At 28.7% G+C, this 20487-nt stretch carries 20 protein-coding genes and 1 pseudogene; 14 read left to right on the top strand and 7 right to left on the bottom strand.

The genetic code is table 4. The annotated features are described in order from the left end of the window. Positions 1–237: 237 nt before the first annotated feature. The 6 genes and pseudogenes from KQ878_RS04375 (at position 238) to KQ878_RS04185 (ending at position 5570) form a co-directional block, all read left to right on the top strand. Complete coding sequence (locus tag KQ878_RS04375) at positions 238–3975, top strand: DEAD/DEAH box helicase (protein ID WP_216567826.1); 3738 nt, start codon at positions 238–240, stop codon at positions 3973–3975. Positions 3976–4220: 245 nt separating this feature from the next. Beyond that, positions 4221–4436 carry an ATP-binding cassette domain-containing protein gene (locus tag KQ878_RS04195; RefSeq protein ID WP_258451778.1) on the top strand — a complete coding sequence of 72 codons (216 nt, stop codon included), beginning with the start codon at positions 4221–4223 and terminating at the stop codon, positions 4434–4436. A 100-nt stretch (positions 4437–4536) separates the two neighbouring features. Continuing rightward, positions 4537–4800, top strand: a pseudogene (locus KQ878_RS01895) (ATP-binding cassette domain-containing protein); the annotation flags it as partial. A 15-nt stretch (positions 4801–4815) separates the two neighbouring features. Next, positions 4816–5067, top strand: a complete 252-nt coding sequence (locus KQ878_RS04525; RefSeq protein ID WP_506737022.1) for an ABC transporter permease — start codon at positions 4816–4818, stop codon at positions 5065–5067. Then, positions 5009–5431 carry an ABC transporter permease gene (locus KQ878_RS04190; RefSeq protein ID WP_308506969.1) on the top strand — a complete coding sequence of 141 codons (423 nt, stop codon included), beginning with the start codon at positions 5009–5011 and terminating at the stop codon, positions 5429–5431. Before KQ878_RS04525 ends, KQ878_RS04190 begins: the two co-directional genes overlap by 59 nt. Beyond that, complete coding sequence (locus KQ878_RS04185) at positions 5367–5570, top strand: ABC transporter permease (RefSeq protein ID WP_216505527.1); 204 nt, start codon at positions 5367–5369, stop codon at positions 5568–5570. Before KQ878_RS04190 ends, KQ878_RS04185 begins: the two co-directional genes overlap by 65 nt. Before the next feature lie 18 nt (positions 5571–5588). Here the strand turns inward: KQ878_RS04185 and KQ878_RS01875 are convergent, their stop codons facing one another. From KQ878_RS01875 to KQ878_RS01865, 3 genes are read right to left on the bottom strand one after another with little or no spacing between them, the layout of a single operon-like run. Then, a complete protein-coding gene (locus KQ878_RS01875; protein ID WP_216505526.1) occupies positions 5589–6875 on the bottom strand; it encodes a glucose-6-phosphate isomerase in 1287 nt (428 codons plus the stop codon). An 11-nt stretch (positions 6876–6886) separates the two neighbouring features. Beyond that, a complete protein-coding gene (locus tag KQ878_RS01870) occupies positions 6887–8128 on the bottom strand; it encodes a glucose-6-phosphate isomerase (RefSeq protein WP_216505525.1) in 1242 nt (413 codons plus the stop codon). Positions 8129–8130: 2 nt separating this feature from the next. After that, positions 8131–8484, bottom strand: a complete 354-nt coding sequence (locus tag KQ878_RS01865; protein ID WP_216505524.1) for a S1 domain-containing protein — start codon at positions 8482–8484, stop codon at positions 8131–8133. A gap of 255 nt (positions 8485–8739) precedes the next feature. On the opposite strand from KQ878_RS01865, the gene KQ878_RS01860 reads away from it, so the two are divergent. The 6 genes from KQ878_RS01860 to KQ878_RS01835 all read left to right on the top strand — a co-directional run bounded on the left by KQ878_RS01860 (position 8740) and on the right by KQ878_RS01835 (position 15732). Continuing rightward, complete coding sequence (locus tag KQ878_RS01860) at positions 8740–9627, top strand: hypothetical protein (RefSeq protein ID WP_216567823.1); 888 nt, start codon at positions 8740–8742, stop codon at positions 9625–9627. Between the two features lie 75 nt (positions 9628–9702). Further along, positions 9703–11061: a glycine--tRNA ligase gene (locus tag KQ878_RS01855; protein WP_216505522.1), complete on the top strand. Its 1359-nt coding sequence runs from the start codon at positions 9703–9705 to the stop codon at positions 11059–11061. 2 nt (positions 11062–11063) lie between these two features. Further along, entirely contained in the window at positions 11064–12965 is a 1902-nt protein-coding gene (dnaG, locus tag KQ878_RS01850) for a DNA primase (RefSeq protein ID WP_216567822.1), read from the top strand. Next, positions 12965–14464, top strand: a complete 1500-nt coding sequence (locus tag KQ878_RS01845) for an RNA polymerase sigma factor (protein ID WP_373422571.1) — start codon at positions 12965–12967, stop codon at positions 14462–14464. Before dnaG ends, KQ878_RS01845 begins: the two co-directional genes overlap by 1 nt. Further along, positions 14464–15231 (top strand): Nif3-like dinuclear metal center hexameric protein, encoded by a 768-nt coding sequence (locus KQ878_RS01840; protein ID WP_216567821.1) that lies wholly within the window; start codon positions 14464–14466, stop codon positions 15229–15231. The genes KQ878_RS01845 and KQ878_RS01840 overlap by 1 nt, the downstream gene beginning before the upstream one ends. A gap of 9 nt (positions 15232–15240) precedes the next feature. Beyond that, positions 15241–15732 carry a dUTP diphosphatase gene (locus tag KQ878_RS01835; RefSeq protein ID WP_216505519.1) on the top strand — a complete coding sequence of 164 codons (492 nt, stop codon included), beginning with the start codon at positions 15241–15243 and terminating at the stop codon, positions 15730–15732. A gap of 203 nt (positions 15733–15935) precedes the next feature. Here the strand turns inward: KQ878_RS01835 and KQ878_RS01830 are convergent, their stop codons facing one another. The 3 genes from KQ878_RS01830 to KQ878_RS01820 form a co-directional block, all read right to left on the bottom strand. Then, the gene (locus tag KQ878_RS01830; protein ID WP_216567820.1) at positions 15936–16868 is read right to left on the bottom strand and encodes a hypothetical protein; all 933 of its coding nucleotides are present in this window, start codon (positions 16866–16868) and stop codon (positions 15936–15938) included. Positions 16869–16972: 104 nt separating this feature from the next. After that, the gene (locus tag KQ878_RS01825) at positions 16973–17170 is read right to left on the bottom strand and encodes a hypothetical protein (protein ID WP_216567819.1); all 198 of its coding nucleotides are present in this window, start codon (positions 17168–17170) and stop codon (positions 16973–16975) included. A gap of 269 nt (positions 17171–17439) precedes the next feature. Continuing rightward, on the bottom strand, positions 17440–18270 hold the full coding sequence (locus KQ878_RS01820; protein ID WP_216505517.1) for a TIGR00282 family metallophosphoesterase: 831 nt from the start codon (positions 18268–18270) through the stop codon (positions 17440–17442). Positions 18271–18399: 129 nt separating this feature from the next. Here KQ878_RS01820 and KQ878_RS01815 point away from each other — a divergent pair, with 129 nt between their 5' ends. Continuing rightward, positions 18400–18636 (top strand): hypothetical protein, encoded by a 237-nt coding sequence (locus KQ878_RS01815; RefSeq protein ID WP_216505516.1) that lies wholly within the window; start codon positions 18400–18402, stop codon positions 18634–18636. Positions 18637–18682: 46 nt separating this feature from the next. Here the strand turns inward: KQ878_RS01815 and recA are convergent, their stop codons facing one another. Further along, positions 18683–19699 carry a recombinase RecA gene (gene recA, locus KQ878_RS01810; RefSeq protein WP_373422573.1) on the bottom strand — a complete coding sequence of 339 codons (1017 nt, stop codon included), beginning with the start codon at positions 19697–19699 and terminating at the stop codon, positions 18683–18685. Positions 19700–20258: 559 nt separating this feature from the next. Between recA and KQ878_RS01805 the strand changes: the two genes are divergently transcribed. Then, the gene (locus KQ878_RS01805) at positions 20259–20480 is read left to right on the top strand and encodes a hypothetical protein (RefSeq protein WP_216567817.1); all 222 of its coding nucleotides are present in this window, start codon (positions 20259–20261) and stop codon (positions 20478–20480) included. Positions 20481–20487: the final 7 nt, after the last annotated feature.

Raw genomic sequence — 20487 nt, 5'->3', positions numbered from 1 at the left:
CTTATATAAATATAAATAATTATTCATTTTAAATTATACGGAATAGTGATAATGATTGCAGTTTTCCACCGCCTAAACTATTAAAAATATGAAAACTTCCATATTTTTCGGACGATAATTAGTTTTTTACTTATAAAAAGACAAATATTTTTATTATGGTTTTCCAAGTTTTATTATATTTAATAATTAAACTTATATTTATATATATAATTAAATAACTAATGTAAAGGGGTCTGTATGTTTAGTGAAAACGAAAAAAGATATAAAACAATTTTGAGTAATTTATTGGATGTTAGTCCTAATGATAAGGCGGTTTTTACAAAGGTTGATAATAACTACTTTTTTGATTTACATAAATTATTTAGTGAAGAAACTTATCGTAAAATTTGAAACAAAAAAGAATTTAAAATCGAAATCATAGAGGAAAAATTAAAATTTGCATCTCAACAGTTGAGTCAAGCGCAAAATTATGAAGAAGCATTAAATCTAATTGAAGATTTTGATTTATCAATCTCTGATTTTAAGTTGAGATTATTAAAAAAAGATTTTGAAATTGGTATTAAAAAAATAACTGAAGAATTGCAAATGCAATTTCAAAAACAATCAATAAAATGAAAAATGTTTTTGAATAGAGCCAAGGAAATTAACGAACAAACTAATATTTGACCAATTCATTTGGGTTTCATGTATATAAAAGTAAATATTGATGGAAAATCAATTTACGGGCCATTATTTTTGAAGGAAGCTTATGTAATAATTGAAAATGCTCGTCCAAAACTTTATTCTAATTCAGATATTAAACCAAATGAAAAACTGCTATTCTTATTGAATAATGCTAACTTTGATTTAGACACCAGTATGAATATTTCTGACTTAACAATCAAGGATCTTATTGATTTTGTTAAATCCGAATGAGAAAACATTTACCCTCACATACCGGATATTTTTGGAGAATTTGAAAAATTAAGTCCAGAAAATGTCTTGAACGAATCTCTTGAATTTTGCCCTGGTGTTGTCTTGGGTCTATTTCAACCCGCCGGCGGTTATATAAGAAATCGGATGATGGAAATAATCAAAAATGATGATGTTGGAAAAATTATTAAAATAGAATTCAAAAAATCTAATTACACTAAAGCGGTTGATAATTTAATTTTCAATCCTCGTAGCAGTATTTTTAAAATTACACCAACTAACTTTAGTCAAGATAAAGCTATAGCATCCCCATTGCAACAAAACACTGTAATTTGAGGTCCTCCGGGAACTGGTAAGTCGCAAACAATTGTTAACTTGCTAACTAACATTCTGGTTTATGGTAAAACTGCAGTAGTTTGTTCGCAAAAGAAAGCTGCTCTTGAAGTAATCCGTAATCGTATGGGAATGTTAAAACCATTTTGTTTATTTATGCTTAATTCAGCCGAAATGAGCAAAAAATCCTTTTTCAAACCCCTGAAAGAATATATTGATTATATTGAACAATTTGATTCAGTAAGTAATCTAAAAGCATTGAGAGTTCTAAGTAAAAAGGAACTTAGATATATCAAAAACATCGCAAATTTTTCTCAAGATATAAGATTTGGTGAAGTGGCAAAAATATTGCCAACTTTGAATAAATATATGGGTGATTTAAATATCAAACGATGAGAGGTTCTCTTGAATCTTCCAGACACTTCATTTTTTAAATATCCAAATGAATGTAAGTTTGATAGTGTTAAACAAATTGAAAAATGAATGCTTAAGAACAATAAACTTTGTTGAAAATTCTGATCGCGCAAAAGAAAAGATGCAATAAAAAAAGCAGAGAAGATTTTTGAAGAATTTAATAATACAAATATTAACATTAACGAATTAAAAGATATCAGCAAAGATATGGATTTAGATCATTTCAATTTCATAACATCGTTACTTGCAATTTTACCACCTAAAGACAAGCCCGAGGTTAGTGATCAAAACGAGCTAAAAAAATATATTGCTAAATTGATTATTGATCGTGTTGAAAATTTGAGTGATGAAGAAAAAGAAGATTATGGTGAATTTGCACTAACTATAAGATTAGGGAAAACGGAACCATATAAATTTGTTAATAGATTTTCTAACTTGATTAAAAAATTATTCCCTGTAATTATTGTCACTCCTGAAGCCGACTTATCTGCATGAAATAAAGAAGAATTTGACTATGCAGTGTTAGACGAGTCAAGCCAAATTTTTATTGAAAAAGGACTGCCAGTATTATACCTAGCGAAAACTAAGGTTTTAGCTGGCGATGACCAACAAATGAAACCATCAAATTGATTTGGCATCAGAGTCACCGATGAAGATTCTGTTTACGGTATAACTGAATCATTGTTAGACTATGCTTTAGGTTTGGGTATTCACAGCATTTTATTAAACAAAAACTACCGTTCAAATCATGCTGCCCTAATGACTTTTAGTTCTAAACATTTCTATAAATCAAGTCTAGATGTTATTGATTCGGCGCATGTTAATTCTTCATCTAAACCAATTAAAGTAATCGAGGCCAGTGGTGAATGAATAGATAACCAAAATGCAGTTGAAGCAAAAATTGCTCTTGATTTAATTTCTAAGAGCTTAAAAGAATACAAAAAAATAATTTTATTGTGTTTTAACGCTAAACAGCAAGAGGCGATAACTAAAACGATTTTTGAGATTCATCCCGAAATTGAAAATGCATTGAAATCTAATCAATTGTTATTAAGGAATATTGAAAATATACAAGGTGATGAGGCTGATTTAGTAATCGCTTCTCTAGGTTATGATTCAAACGCTAAGATACATTCAACATATGTAGGTCGCCCGGGCGGAAAGAACTCATTGAATGTTGCCATATCAAGAGCAAAAGAAAAAATGATTGTTATAAAATCACTTCATTCAAGTGACATTAATGTTACATTCGATAACGATGATGTATATACATTCAAAAAATGATTAGAATTCTTGGAATTATCAGATGCTGAACGTAAAGATTTTTTATCAATTGACTTAGAGGAAACAAGAACCAATACAATAGACTTATCACAACACAGTAATTTGTTCAATGAAATACACGATTATTTATTAAAATGTATTGAAAATAAGCCTTGAATTCAATTATATGTAAATAACACGCTTGGTACTTTAAATGTTGATTTTTCAATAAAGTCTAATGACAAAAATATATTTTCAATCGTAGTTGATGACTATAAATATGCTAACAATCCTAAAAAATATTTAGAATTTCAAGATTTATGTAAATTTATTGAAGCGAAAAACTACAAATTGTTCAAACTAGACAGATTAAATTGAGAGTACATCAAGCAAGAAATTACTGATTTAATAAATAACATAGTTCTTAATGAGCAAAAATTAGATGATACCTTAGACAATATTGAATATATATATCCTTTAGCATTGACAACTTCAAATGGTGCAGAAATATTACATGAAGCCAGTGAAGAAATAAATGCTCCTAATGATGATATTGACCAAAAATTAGATGTTTATCCATCCATAGAAAACGTAGAAATAGCAACAATTACGAGTGATTATCAAGAAAAAACAATTGAAAATTCAGTTAATAAAGAAGAATTGGAACAAATTTCCGATATAGAGGATGTTCAACAGCCCAATGAATTAAGGGTTAATGATAATGAGAATCTCAATTTCTATAAGAAACTATTACTTTCATCTTCGGCACAAATTCATAATTCATTAACGGTTCAAGATTTAAATAAACCAACTGATGATCTTTTTGTCGATCAAAGAGATTCAAATGATGTTTTGGGTAAAAAAGAAAACAAGAACGAAAACGAAATAAAGCAAGATTTTAAGGAATCTTTAAATATTCACTCAGATAACGTTGATATTACAATTGATAAAGTGATTGACGAAGATGGAGAATGAGATATTGATGCCAAATTAATGGATGAAGAATCTGGTGATGATTTCGATGAATTATTTGAAGAAGGTATTTACGATTAGACAATCCTTACTTTAAATTATAAATAAAACCGTGTTTATTAATTTATTACACTCGGTTTTATTTTTTATTTTATTACTAAATTTAATAATTAGTTTTACAAATAAATTCATTATAAGGGCTATAAGTAAAAAATATATTTCATTGAGTGATTAAACTTTGTTTATATTTTTTAAATATTAGTAAGCGAAATCTTTGAATTGAATGACATAAAATACGAAAATATTTTAGACATAAAGCACCTTAAATTTGAAAAGGTAAAGTCAATGTAATTATGGGGCCTAGTGGCGCTGGGAAATCAATATTGTTGAAGATGTGAAATAAGATGACCTCACCAACATCAGGTAGCATTATTTGCAATGAACGCGATCTAGATTTAGTTCCTTCTTTAGATTTAAGAAGAGAAGTGGGTATGATATCCAAATCACCAATTATTTTAGGAGAAACAATAGAGTATAACTAAAAATTGTATTTCAATTTCTATCTAGAACAGTACCAACTAAAGAAGAAATGACTAAAATATTATCAGATGTTAAATTAGATAAAAACTTGAAGATGAAGCTAAAAGTCTTTCGGGTGGAGAAAAACAAAGATTTTTGCTCCCAAGAGTTTTATTAGTTAGTACGAAAGTTTTTCTTTTGGACGAACCTTCATCTATGCTAGATGAAGACACTGAAGATTTAATTTTAAATTTATTGTCAATATTTACTAAAGAAACTAAAAAAACTATAATAATGGTAATTCACACTCCTGAAGTTGCTACTAAATATATCCAAACATTAACGCATATATATGAAGGTAAAATTAAGGAGTTAGATCATGAATAGTATCCATAATGTAAGTTACATAAGATTGCTTTTTGTATATCTTTATCTTGCGGTGTTATTGCTATTGTTTTAATGATTGTATTAAAATGAACTAATGATATTTTAATTGCGACTATAAGAATTAGCGTTCAACTATTTATCATGGGATATGCTCTTGGCTATATTATTGATAATCAAAATCCATTTATTACAATCGCTTTTTTATTAGTTATGAAATTTTTTTGCAATTTTAGACATTTTAAAAATAAAATGTCTAAAAAAACTTAAATTAATTACAGATATTGCCATGATGTCATGTAGCCTCGCTGCAATATTCTATTTTGTATTTGTTGTCGTTGGTATCCCAGTTTGATATAACCCTCAGTATGTAATTCCATTGGCGGGTATGCTGGTCGGTAATTCAATGAACGGTATTTCTCTTGGAATTAAAGTATTGGTTGAACAAATGAACGAAAAAAGAGAAGAAATTGAAGTAAAATTAATGCTCGGAGCAACTCCTAAAGCTGCTTTTAAAGCAATACTGTTAAAAACTTTTTGATTCAGCAATTATACCAACAATCAACTCCATGCTAGGAATGCGAATAATCTTCTTACCTGGTATGGCGACTGGTCAAATTCTTTTGGGTGCTAATCCTTCAAACACAATTATGTATCAAATAGCAATTATGCTGGAAATATTAGCTTCAGTATCGATTTGCGTCATGATTACATTAAAATTCGGTTATCGCACATATTTCAATAAATTTATTCAAGAAAAAAGTGGCAAATAAAAAAAGCGTTGCCGCTTTTTAAATTTCTGATAATGTTTTGATCATGTTGGTTTTATAAACTTCAACACCAGGTTGATTAAATGGATTTACGCCTAATAAATAAGCTGACATTGTTAAAGCAATCATAAAGAATTGGAATAAATAACCCAGCGTAAACTCATCAGTTTTATCATATTCAATAATAATATTTGGTATTTTTGCAGTCTGATGGTGAGCGCCCAATGTTGCTTCAAAGATTGCTCAATTTACTTTGTGCACTTCTTTGCCATCTAGATATGAGATTTTATCTAAGTTTTCTGAATCCTTTGAAATTTTGAAGTTTGTATTTGGATTTTTTAAAAACAGAGAAGTTTCAAATAAAACTTTATTGCCATCTTGTATAAATTGACCAATTGAGTGCAAATCTGTTGAAAATTGCGAACTCGCAGGGAACAGTCCTCTACCGTTTTTGCCTTCGCTTTCAGCAAATAGTTGTTTTCATCACTCTTGAAAGTATTGTAATTTTGGTTCATAACTAACAAGCAACTCTAATGAATAGTTTTTAGATAAATAATGTCTTGTAACAGCGTATTTGTAAGCATCGTTTTTAACAATTTCTTCACTAGAATTATTTTTTAGAGCCTGTTGAGCGCCTAATAGTAAAGATTCTGTGTTTAGTCCCGCACAGATGAATGGGAATAATCCGACAGGACTCAAAACACTAAAACGACCACCAACATCATCGGGGATAATTAATTTATCATAACCTTTTGATGTTGCTAAATCATAAAGAATACCCTTTGATTTATCGGTGGTAGCAACAATTAAATCTTTTGCTTTGATTGAACCAACTTTAAGTTCCAATAATTTTCTAAATTCTCTGAAAGCTATTGATGTTTCAAGAGTTTTACCACTTTTTGAGATTACATTAATAGCAAAACGTCTATTTTCAACATACTGTAATTGTGAAACTAAACTTTCGGCGCTTACACAGTTGCCAGTAAAAAGAAGTTCCATTTTAGGTTTTTTATTTGAATAAGGCCCATAAATAAATTCATATCCTGCTTTAGCGCCTAAATACGAACCACCAATTCCAATAACTACTACAACCTCAATATTTGAATTAATTCAACGTTTAGCTATGTTTTGCATTTTTTCATATTCTTCATCTTTGAGTTTCTTGGGCAAGTCAATTCAGCCTAATCAATCTTTTTCAATAACTGTTTTAGTTTTAATTGCATTGTGAATTTTAGATACTCTTTCTTGGTATTCATTAAATTCTTTTGAATCGATAGCTTTCGATACATTCAATTCTATAGTTTTCATATATACTCCTTTTAAACCACAAACGGGTTAGATTTATTTAAATATGATTCATAAATTTGTGATCAGTAAATGAAACAAACATATGCTCCTAAGACACCTTCTGAATTATTATTAAGTATTATCTGACATAAAGGGATATTAGCGATGTGCGACAATGTTGTCAAAACTCCATCTGTTATTAATTTATTCGCGTCACTTAACCTATTTTGTTTAAATGCTGGAATTCCGTCACTCTCATTCAGTTCGGGCGTAATTCTGAAATCGGTTTTTTCTTGGTAAAAAGTAATATAGGAAGCGAAAAATCTATGATTCATACCAATCGTGTACGGTGCGTATGTATAAATATCTTCAGGAAAGCACATGGTATTTGTAAGATTGTTGTGTTTTTGTATATTTTCGTTACTCAATCTAGCTTGAATTAATAAGATTTTATTGAGGCCTTGGTTACCGCCGATTAAAATATTCTGCTTTTTTTCATGTTTAAGAACACTGTTTATATACCCATATTGGAAGGCTAAATTATTTTTTATGTCTTCACTGGTAAAATCGATTGAGGCGGATGTATAACCATCTAATACATTATTAATATTTATGCCATTCATATGCATTAAAAGTAAGTTTATCTCACTAAAAAAAGAAAATCTTTCGTCTAAAATATTTGGACTTATAAGTCTATTTTCTTCAATAGTTTCAATGAAATTTAACTGGTCTTCAAGGTATTGTTTTCCAATTATAAAACAGCGTTCAAGTGTCCTATAATAACCGTTTTTTAATTGTATATAATTTAAAAATACTTTGATGAATTCTACGAATGAATCAGTAAAAATATTGAGTTTGGTAAAAATGAAACTTGTTTTTTCAAAGCAGTAAGTTCTTTTAAAATATTCATATTTGTCGAATCAATTAGTATAGTTTTCATCGCAATTTATAATTTCATATTTGATTTTATTATCACCTAGAAGGTCATAAAAATAAACGAAATCCATTGCAGCGTTGATATTATCCCGCGTTCTGGAATCGGTAAATATGATTATATTTTTGGTATTTTGTTTGATTATTCTTTCAGCAAAATTAGTAATTTCATTTAAATTGAATTGACCAAAGTTTAAAGCTAGTTCATGAAAACCAAAATTTTCGAAGCCGACTATAGTCTTTAATTTAATCCCTCGGATAATTCCTGTTGCTTTTTCAATAAGGCTTTCATTATTGAAATCGGGGTGGTAATTGAAAGCTTTTAGTGTTAATTTAGACATTGTTAACTCCGGTTATTTTGCATATCTCAAACATTAACTTCAGCATCAATAGATTTTTTTAAGTTTTTAAAACCGTGTTTTGTTTCCTTTAATTCTTCAACAAATGGTGAGCGAGCAAAATAACTGTGGTTTGCCTTAAAATTTCCAATTCCAGTTTTGTTTTCGTTGTCTATTTCCTCTACGATAAAGTTAACTTTATCTCTTATTTTAAACTCATTGAACAAGTTTTTCCAAGCTCAATCAGTTACATTTTTTTTAGGAATTTCGAATACATATTTTTTGTTTGTGAAGACCGTCAATCCATCAATACAAATATGTATTATTTTCCCAAATAATATATCACCTTTTTTATTCATATTACAATTATAAATTAATATTTAAATTTACTGCAAAATAATAAAATAAACGCATATTTTTTTTAAAAAAAATCTGCCGTTATGATTTTTTTCGAATCGCTCTTAAATTCAATATAATTCGCATTATAACAAAGATTATTGATATTTATATATTTAGTATATAATTCTAATATCAATTATTATATGGGTTTTTGGTTGTAAAAATGCGAATTGCATACCCGTTGTAGTTGAATTAAAATTAGTAAAGGAAATATTATGAATCAAGCAAATAAAAAAATTATTGACTTAGAATACTATGTCAATTTAGATCAAGATGAACTAATTAATTCATTAAAAAAATATGTTGAAAAGGTAAAAACCATCAACGCAATAATAACTCATCAACAAGTTAGTCAAACTGACTACTTTCGTGTAAAACATAATTTTGATGACATAGATGATTTGTTACAAGATTTGGTAACAATTAAGGCATACATACATGTTAAGGAAACAATTAAAGTACATGAAGAATTAAATGTAGAGTTTAAACAACTTTTATCAAAACTATGTATTGACTATACCGCTAAGGATACCACTGATAATCAAGCGTTTTACAAACCTGAAAATTCTAGTGAAAATGTTTCTATAGCTTGAGAAACATCAAATGTATTGTTAGATGATAAATTTATTATTTTTGTACCAAAAAATGAATACAAATATGCGGTTATAACTTCAAATACAACAGCTCAAGATTTAGTCGTTGCACCTCAAAAAGAAAATTTTGAACCAGCGCAAGAACCCGAACTAGTTGTGGCAACTGAAAAAGTTGAAACCGAAAAAGTCGAACCGGCATCAGTCTCAGATCAACAAACATCTGAACCAATTAATGTTGAAGTTGTTGATGCAAGCAGCGAATACGAAAAAATGTCAAATGACGATGTAATAGTTGAGCAAGAAAACCTAGAATCAAAAGTTGACATTTATGAAACAGAAGAATTACTAATTCCTTACGAGCAAGAAATTAAAGCAACTAAATACAATTTACCAGCGAAAAACAAATTTGCGACAACATTGTTAGTGATTGCAATAATTATTCTTTTAGCATTCGTTGTAGTAATTGGATTAAGATTATTCGAAATCATTACAAAGACAGCTTTATTTTAAATAATTGTCAAATTTTAATTCATTGATTTAAATAGTCAATGAATAAATTTTATGATATGAAATGAGGAAATAAATATGTTAAACAAAGACAAAAACATAACTACTCTAATTAACCATCTTAAAGCCTCTGGTTTTGTTTTTCAAGGAAGTGAAATTTATGGCGGATTAGCAAATACATGAGACTATGGTCCGTTGGGAGCTACATTAAAAGATAATATTGAAGTAGTATGAAAACAATATTTTGTTCAAAGCGAAAAAAATAATTATTTATTAGATTCAAAGATTTTGATGAATCCGCAGGTTTGAGTAACTTCGGGCCATGTTGTCAATTTTAATGATCCCTTAATTGAAAATAAAGTAAATGGTAAAAGATATAGAGCCGATAAATTAATTGAAGAATTTAATCCTAATATAGTTGCTGAAACATTGAGTTTCGACGAAATGAAAGAATTTTTAGTTAAAAACGTTACCAAATATGAAGGCGATAAATGCGAATGAAGCGACATCAGAAAATTTAATTTGATGTTCGAAACAAAACAAGGTGTTACAGAAGAAACAAAAAGCAAGATTTATCTTCGTCCCGAAACTACTCAAGGTATTATGGTTAATTTTAAGAATGTCCAACGTTCAATGAGAGCAAAAATGCCAATGGGAATTGGTCAAGTTGGTAAAAGTTTCAGAAATGAGGTTACACCAGGTAATTTCATTTTCCGTACTAGAGAATTTGAACAAATGGAATTAGAAGTTTTTTGTCACCCCTCACAAGCTGACGAGATTTTTGATTATTACATCAATAAATCGATTAAATTTATTAGAAAATTAGGATTAAGTGAGCAAAATACAAGATTAAGAGCTCATGACCCTAAAGAATTGTCACATTATTCATCAGCAACCAGCGATATTGAATATTTATTTCCATTTGGTTGAGGTGAGTTATTAGGTATTGCTAACCGTACAAATTATGACTTAACCGCCCACCAAAATGCTACTGGCGAAAGTTTGGAATATTTAGAACCAACCACTAATGAAAAATATATCCCCTACGTAATTGAACCATCTATGGGTCTAGATAGACTTATGTTTGCAATTTTAATTGAAGCATATGACGAAGAAGATTTGGAAAACGAAAAAAGAATTGTTATGCATTTTTCTAAAGAACTAGCTCCATACAAAGTTGCTGTTTTGCCGTTAGTTAAAAAATTGAATGATAAGGCAACTGAAATTTACGAACTGCTTCTAGAAAAAGGCATTAGTGTTGTTTACGATGAAACTGCTTCTATAGGTAAAAGATACCGTAGACAAGACGCAATTGGCACACCAAAATGTGTAACTATTGATTTCGATACTTTAGAAGATGAATCTGTTACTATTCGCGACAGAGACACCATGGAGCAAAAAAGAGTAAAAATTAGCGAATTAATTAATCACATTTAAATATGAATACAAATTTTAAGCAATTACAAGACGAAATATTATCACGCTACGACATTGTTGAGGTAATAAATAAATATATTGCTTTGTCTAAATCAGGTCAAAGTTTTGTTTGTTTATGCCCTTTCCATGATGATTCTAACCCTTCGATGCATGTTAGTGAAACTAAACAATTGTTTAAATGTTTTGTTTGTGGCATTGGCGGAAATTTGATTTCATTTTTGATGAAATTTAAAAAACTTACTTATCCCGATACCTTGAAACTGCTAGCCGATGAAGCAAGCATTAATTATGATTCACATATTTTTTATCAAAAACCCTCGAAATATTCACAATCTGATTTAGAAGTTTTAGATCTTTTAGATAAGGTCAATTCATTCTTTAAGCTGGAATTTACTAGACTTAAAAATACTACATTAAACAGTTTTTATAACTCAAGGGATTTATCAAACGATCTTTTAAGGAATTTTGATATTGGTTTTGCTTCTAAAGAAAACTTTTTGGAATTCTTTGCTGGCGAAATCAAACAAAATCCAACATTATTTGCTAAAGCAGGTTTAATTAATCCAGAATCATTGCAACCATCATTTAACAATCGCGTTACGTTTGGTATCAGAAATGATGATGGAAAAATTGTTGGATTTAGTGCCCGTACTTTAGACAAAGACGTTAAACCAAAATATATAAACAGTGTTGAGTCTCATTTATTTCAAAAATCTGAACTTCTTTACAATTTCTATAAAGCTAAAGATTTTCTTGAAACAAAAGAATTAATAATTACAGAAGGTTTCTTCGATGTAATCGCTCTACATAAAGCAGGCATTATTAATGCGGTTGCTTTGATGGGTACAGCTTTAACTCACAAGCACTTCAAATTATTGAATAATAAAACTATAATTATGTTTTTAGATGGCGATAATGCCGGACAACACGCAACCCTAAAATCATTATCTTATTTACTATCTAAAAATATTCACGCGAAAGTAGTTAAAAACAAAACCAGACTCGATCCTGATGAAATACTCAAAAAATATGGTTCCGAATATTTAAATAACCTTATCAATGATTCAGTAGATTCGTTAGATTATATTTATGAAAATGGTAAAAATCAATTTTTATTAATCGCCGGTGGTGATAATAGACTTAATAATATTCAAAATTTTGTATCTTATTTTTCGAAATATATTGAATATTCAGAGTCAAACGTAAGAGATTTCTATTCTGAAAAAATTTACAATGACTTTAAATATAAAATTATTTTCAAAGGTAATTTGCAGGAATCTAATGAATATTCAATACCTGGTGATTCTTATTTAAATAATTCGCAAATAGATACAGCAACATTCATGAATATGTACCAAGTTCCTGATTATGTACCGGATTTGCCTGAGGACCCATATGATATTAATCTAATTCCTCACAATGGAATTTCATCACCTGTTAACATTGTTAAAAAACACAAATTACCCACATTAAGCTGGATTGATAGACTATTTTATTTAATTCTTGATTTCCCTGACCTAATTAAGTTTTATTTAGAAAAAAATAAAGAAGATCAGATGAATTTCAATGTTTTTGATGACTATAAAGAGCAAATACAAAACATTCTAGAAAATGGTGAATTAACTCAATCTAATAAAAAATGAATTGAAGAAATGATAACTAATAACGGAGAATTAAAATCTGAATTTGAAGCAGTAAAACAAGATTTCAAAAATTATCTCGGAGATAAAGAAAAGTTATCAATGAATTTTGAAATGATTTACGAAAACGCATTAAAAGAAAACGATGATAAATATATTGCGTTCGTACAAGACCCCAAAACCAGTAGGCTTATTGCCTCAAACCCAGCAATGTTTGAGCAAATGACTCAAAACATGCTAAGAATAAATAGGAGGAAAAAATAATGGCGACAATGAACAAAGAACTGGAAGCAGTAATTAAATTAGTGCAAAAGCATGCCAAAAAACAAAATCGCGAAAAGTTATCTCAAGCTGATATTTTTGAATATTTAGACCAAATCAAAGTAGAGATACCTGACGAACAAATGGACGAAATGTTAGAAAATCTTCATGAAATGAATCTAATTTCAGATGAAGTTGATGAGGGAGATGATTTAGAAGTTGGAGAATCAGACATCACCGATGAAATGGAAGATATCACTGATGAAGAAGTGGAAGAAATAGTCAACGAAGAAGACACATTTAAAAAGCGTATACTTGTTGAAGAAGAAGATTTTGGACATGATAATGAGCTTGATGGAGCAATCGATATTGATGAATTTGATGATGAATACACTCAAGAATTCACTTACGATGACGATTATGAATACTCCGATGATTCTAGCTATGCTGAAGAGGAAGAAGAAGAGATAGTCGAAAAGAAAAATCGTAAAAATGCCAAAAAAGACGCCAGAAAAAAATCTAAAGACATAACTGACGACGATTTAGAAATCGAAACTTTCGAAGATGAAGAAATTGATTTATCTAAAGAGGAAGATAATATTTCTGCTCATGATTTGCGTAATAAACTAACCGAAACGAATGATATTGTTAAATGATACATGCGTTGAATCGGTAAATACGGGAAATTGTTGAACAAAGAGGAAGAGGAGGCTCTTGCTCGTGAAATGGAAAAAGGTGGATTTAAAGGCAAACGTGCACGCGATAAACTAATTAAGCGTAATTTACGTCTTGTTATTAATAATGCTAAAAAATACAAAAACCGTGGATTAAGCTTTATTGACCTTATTTCGGAAGGCAACTCCGGAATAGTTAAAGCAGTGCAAAAATACAATGTTTCGAAGGGGTTCAAGTTTTCAACATATGCAACTTGATGAATTCGTCAAGCTATTACACGCGCTGTTGCTGATCAGGCACGTACTATTCGGGTGCCGGTTCACATGGTTGAAACAATTAACAAAATAACCAAAATTGAACGTGAACTACACCAAGAAAACGGAACGGAACCAACCGATGAAGAAATAGCAGAAAAATTTGGTAATGGATATACAGCTGAAAAAGTTAGATATATTCGTAAAATAAACATTGATCCTATTTCATTGGATAAACAAATCGGAAAAGAAAATGATTCAGCATTTTCAGACTTCGTAAAAGATGAAAGTGTTGTTAGTCCTACTGATTTTGCTTCACAAGAAGAATTAGTCGATGTTTTAAATGAAATTTTAACAGATACCCTTGACCGCGACGAATACGTTTTAATTTGTAAACGATATGGTGTTGGGGCTGATGAAAATGGCGAAAAATATCAAATAACACCTCTTGAAGAATTAGCAAAAGAACGTGGTGTTTCTAAAGAACGTATTCGCCAAATTGAAAATAAAATTTTACGTAAACTAAAGAATTCAACTCGTAAAGGCAGACATTTGAAGGATTTCTTTAAATAATGCAATTAAGAAAAATTACTCAATATTTACTTAATAACTACCCATTGGAAGCAGCGGAAATTTGAGATCCATCAGGATTTAGCGTTAAGTTTAATTTAAGTGAAAAAATAACTGGCGTTGTTGTCGCAATTGATTTAACAACCGCAGTTTTAAATAAAGCTTTAGAAACTAATTCGAATTTAATTCTAGTTCACCACCCATTTAAATTTATGCCGACATGAAATGAAGAATTTTTGGCAGCGCCCTATAAAAAGTCAATGCTTGAAATTATAAAAAAACATCGTATAAATGTACTCGCCTTTCACACTAATTATGATAATAATGTGTTGGGTACATCACATCAAATAGGTTTTAGATTAGGTTTTAATGACCATATTGACTATCACGAAACATATCCATGTGTTCTTAATGCAGATTTATCTATTAATGAACTTACTAATAGATTAAAGAACAATTTGAAATTATTTAATTTCAGAACTAACGTGTCAGATTTAAACAAAAAATACAAAAAAATTGCTATTTTATCTGGTTCGGGCCCAGCTGTGCTAGCTCATGAATTAAATAATAAAGGAATAGATTTAATATTAGTTAGTGATATTAAATGAAATGAATGAATATTATATAAAGAACATAATATAGATATTTTGGAATTATCACACTTAGATGAACAAGTCTTTGTAAGCGATATAACACAACAATTACAACAAAAATTTACAACCATAAAAGTTACGCCAATTTATATTAGCGAACCTTACAAAAATATTTAGGAGAAAAGAATGGATTTCACAAATATATTTGAAATGCAAAAAACATTAGACGATGCAATTAGCTCTCGTGAAGATCTTGGAAATGTTCAACCAGAGGAATGAGAAGCTAAATGACTGTTAGCAGTTTTAGTTGAATTTGCAGAATTTGCTAATGAAGTTCAATGTTTTAAATATTGAAAAAAACATAAAAACGTAAATAAGGAAGCCGCTTTAGAAGAATTTGCAGACGTGTTACATTTTCTAGGATCGTATGCATATAAATTGAATGTAAATCCTATTATTCAACCTAAACTTGTTTCAAAATTTCCTACAGATCAAATCCTAGAAATATTTAAAATTGCTAGCGATGCTAAAGGTAAAGTAAACGCAGATATAATCAGTGAATTGTTAAGTTTATCACTTGGATGTGCGAAATTGCTTGACTATACCGACGAAGAAATTTTTAAATGATATGAAGTTAAAAACAAGAAAAATTTCGACCGTATCAAAAATCATTATTAAAATCATTCATTAGCCTTATTACTTAATTAAACATCAAGTGCTATACTAAAACACTTGATGTTTTTATATGTTTTACTGACACATACGATAATAACTTTATATAAACTAGATAAAAGCAGTAATCTTGATTTTGCAAAATTATGTCTAACTGAAATCTAAATTGTAATTTGGTATATAAAATAGAACAAGATTTTATAGACATTTTATTGTTTTAACATTTGTATATTAATGTTCAGATAAACAAATTCAAAGAATTTTTCCATTTCATCTATTTTAATTTGTTTCTTATTTTTGTTTCTATCAAGATAAGAAACAAATTCATTGAACGATTTGTCAAACACTTGATTTATATCATCTAAAAAATTAAAAATAGTTCTGTACTCTTTATTGATTTGGTCTAATTTATTTTTATCATGTATGATTTCGTCCAATTCTTTTTGTTGAATATGTTCAAAAACCATTTTTATTGTACTAAGAATGTTTTTAAAAGTTTTAGTAATCCATTCGGCAATTTTTTTGTTTATTTCAATTACTTCTTCTTGTTGATTTAGAGATGAGATTTTTTGAAAGTCGTCACTTAAGTCTTTTAATTTATCTTGTATTTCTTGGGAACCGATATTATTCAGTTGTTGCAAATCTCCAATTTTATGTAACGTTGTTTTAATTAAAATTTGTATAAATTGTTGCACACTATCAAGGTTAATTAAAGTTTCAAAATCCTTCATAATCTTGGATAAATACTTATTATCTTTCGCAAGGTTAGCAAAATCCTCTATTGCGTCTATAACAACCTGCTTTATCCCATTAAAAATTTTTTCGTTTTTTAATATTTTTTTATCTATTAATGCGATTTTAGCAAGAAATAAATTTGCCAATTGTTCTTCTTTTGAAAAAAGTGTTTCAAAATATTTTCCGTCCGCATTTAATCTTCTAACATCATCTTCGGTAAAATTGTCAATTAAAGATTCGACCGCTCCGTCCAATAATTGTTCAATACTTTTCCTAGTTTTTTTATCTACAATAGAATTATTTGCGAATTTCCCCCTTGGATTTGTGCTGCAAGACGCAGATAATAATGTTACACTAGGAGTAATAATGGATGCAACTCCTGAAATAATATATAACTTTGGTTTCATCTCATTCCTTTCACATAACATAATTATGATTTGTTTTTAATAACATTTTAATTATAACCAAACATATAATTCAGAATATACGTTAATTTTAGATTTTGTTATCATTAATTATTCCATCACGAATATTTAATATATACAGATTTTTTTGTTATTAATGGTTCAACATTATTTTGTAAGTTGTTATTGTATTTCTCTAAAATAGTCATTATGAAATTTTGTTTTAAATCATAATTTTTTGTAGTAATTTCGTATTTACTTAATTCAAATCCTAAAACAAAAAATTGTGTCATTTGTTCTGTCAAACAATGCAAGTTTTATAAGTATGTTTGGCTAATTATACAACAAATAACAATACTAAATATTTTAATTAATAGGAACCTAAGGTGACAGCAAAACTTTATCTCTTAAAATGCTGTTTTCTTTATTTTTACGTATTTTTATATTGATAGATCTTCTTTAAATTTTCTAGAATAAATTTAAAATTTACTAATCAATTACTGGTGGTGTTTTTTTACGAATATACTCATTTTTGAATGAAAAAAGAAATATAGCATTTTAATTCAATGCTATATTAATATTTTCGATTATTTTGGGGTAATATAGTGATTGTTTTAATCTTGTTATTTTTTTTGTTTATTGTGTTTAATTCCATAACAACAGCATTAAATTGACAACAATTTTTTGAAACTTGGAATTTACTAAATGCACCATAACGCATATGTTGATATACTTCTTCAAAATTAGCGCCAATTGCACAATTATATGGACCAACCATACCAGCATCTGTTATAAAACAAGTTCCTTTTTCTAAAACTCTTGCATCATTTGTTTGTACATGAGTATGGGTTCCACATAATGCATCAACTTTACCATCCAAATAGAGACCTAACACTGCTTTTTCACTGGTTGTTTCACCATGAAAATCAATGAAGTGAAAATCTGTTTTTTCGCCGTATTGAATGACATTATCAATAGCATCGAAAAAATTGTCTGCGAATTCGTGTTTTCAAGGATTTAATAATTTGTTGAATGTAATACCCATCAAAGAGGTTACTCTTAAATTTGTATCGTTTTTTAATTTAATAATTGTAGTTCCGTGTCCAGCATAAGAGTTAGGAATATTTAGTGGTCTAACAACATCATTATTATTAATGATTTCAAAAATTCCATCTTGAGCTCAAACGTGATTTCCGAGCGTGCATACATCTACGCCACAACGCTTTAGTTGTTCATAATCGCTTTTAACAAATCCCTTGCGATTAGTTACGTTTTCACATTGCGCAACGATAACATCAATTTTATATTTTTCTTTTATGTATTCTATATGTTTCGCTACTGTGTCGATACCGGGTTGTCCGAATATATCTCCAATGAACAATAAATTAATTTTTTTATTTGGCATTGATACCTTCTTATCTACTAGAATAAATATTATCACATTTGGCAAAGAAATCTTTGTGAGTTACGATTCAATATACTCATTCAGCAAAAAAACTTTACTAGTATGCTATACTTATACTGCTTAATATCTATGAAAGGCACAAAAATGAAAGATCAAACACTTAAAACTATAACCAAAGTTTTTTTAATAATCAGTATAATATTTGGATTCTGATTAATTTTTCCACTTGTGCTAGGAATTCTTGCTCTTAAGAAACTTGACTCAAATGATAGTGATGAAATTTTAGTGTGGGGTATAATTAGCTTATTATTTGTCAACTTGATTTCAGGCATCTTAATGATTGTTGATAGTTTGTCTAAGAAATAATTAATAATTTATAAACAAATATTTTTAAAAAAAGCGCGGAACTTACTTATTCTGCGCTTTTTTCTAAACATAATTTTTCTATTTGTTCTTTCAGTTCTTTATTTAGTTTCAACAATTCTTTTAAAGTTTTTTTTCCTTGACATAAATTTTCATTTTTATATGAATATCAGGACCCTTTCTTCGTTATGATGTTTTTTATTGAGGCTAATTCAATCAATTCGCCAAGTGAATCTATTCCTTGGCCAAATACTATTTCAGTCTGTAATGATTTAAAAGGTGGGGCTAGTTTATTTTTAACGACCTTAATTCTAACATCGTTACCGATTACATCTTTTCCGTCAATAATAGATGAAATTCTCCGAACCTCTAATCTTATGGAAGCATAAAATTTCAAAGCTCTACCACCTGTTGTTGTCTCAGGATTGCCAAACATTACTCCGATTTTTTCTCTAATTTGATTAACAAAAATAATAGTAGTATTTGTTTTATTTAATGTTGCGGTAATTTTTCTTAAAGCCTTAGACATTAATCTTGCATGTGCGCCAATTTGTTGTTCACTCATTTCTCCATTTAATTCGGCTTCTGGGACCAACGCAGCTACTGAGTCAACAATAATTAGGTCAATAGCTCCGCTCTTGGCTAAATAGTCCACAATTTGCATTGCTTGTTCACCACTATCGGGCTGAGATAATATAACTTTAGAGAAATCAATACCTAAATTTTTAGCATAACTCGGATCAATTGAGTGTTCAGCATCGATAAATGCTGCAACACCTCCCATTTTTTGTACTTCGGCAATCGCGTGTAAACACATAGTTGTTTTACCACCGCTTTCTGGTCCGAATATCTCAACTATTCTTCCTTGAGGATATCCTCCTATACCGAGCGCTTCATTTAATAAATAAGAGCCAGTTGGTATGATTTTTACAGGTGTATTTATAACTTCATTATCAAAAAACGTTATAGCTTCATCACCAAATTTTTTAGTTATTTCTGATATTGCTTTTTGAACGGCTTCATTTGTTTTGATTGTGTCTTTCATTTTTTTCCTTTCAGTGTTTATAACTGCAAAACAGCAAATTTTAAACCTAAAAAACTTTTTTAATATTTTAAATTGATTTTTAATATTTTAATCTTTTTTTGAAACGATAATTTCTTTAAATTTTAAAATTCATTTATTTTTTCTTATTAGAATCACTGAAATTATTGATTTAACTACTATAATTATAAAAAAATGTGGAAATATTTCATTTTTTTATATATAAACTCATATATGAGTTAACTATTAGTCGGTATATAGTTATTTTTTATCTGATACTGACATAAAAAATTTACTAATTCATTCATATTTCAATTGAATTCGTAAAAATCTTTAAATTTTTTCAGTTTTTATTTATTTTTTTAAATATGAAAGAACCGAAAAATCAAAAAAAGAATCTTTTTTTAATCATAAAAGACAGATTTATTGATGAAAAAAATGTATTTTTTGTAATATGTAAAATCCAAAGTAAATGGAATATAATTAGAAAATAAATAAAATTAATAATCTTATCTATTATTCTATTATCTAGATTTTTTTAGAACTAGAACTAGAAATAGATAGGATAGATTGGAAGGATTTTATGAATCAAACATCAGAAAATGTCATTTCGCAAATAAAAGACAAAAAGAATGTTGCGCTCAAAGTAACTACAATTATTTTTACAATTATATTTATTGTAGTTATAGCGTTAGCGATAGCGTATATAGCAGATTTTTTAATATATCAAGGGTCACACAAAGATGGTTTATTATGAACAGTAAATCAGCGTGCCCACGGATTATTTAATCTGTTTAATAAATAACAAAAGG

This window comes from Mycoplasma zalophidermidis, assembly GCF_018913985.1.
GTDB lineage: Bacteria > Bacillota_I > Bacilli_A > Mycoplasmatales > Metamycoplasmataceae > Mycoplasmopsis > Mycoplasmopsis zalophidermidis.
This window is presented reverse-complemented; position numbering and strand designations above follow the sequence as displayed.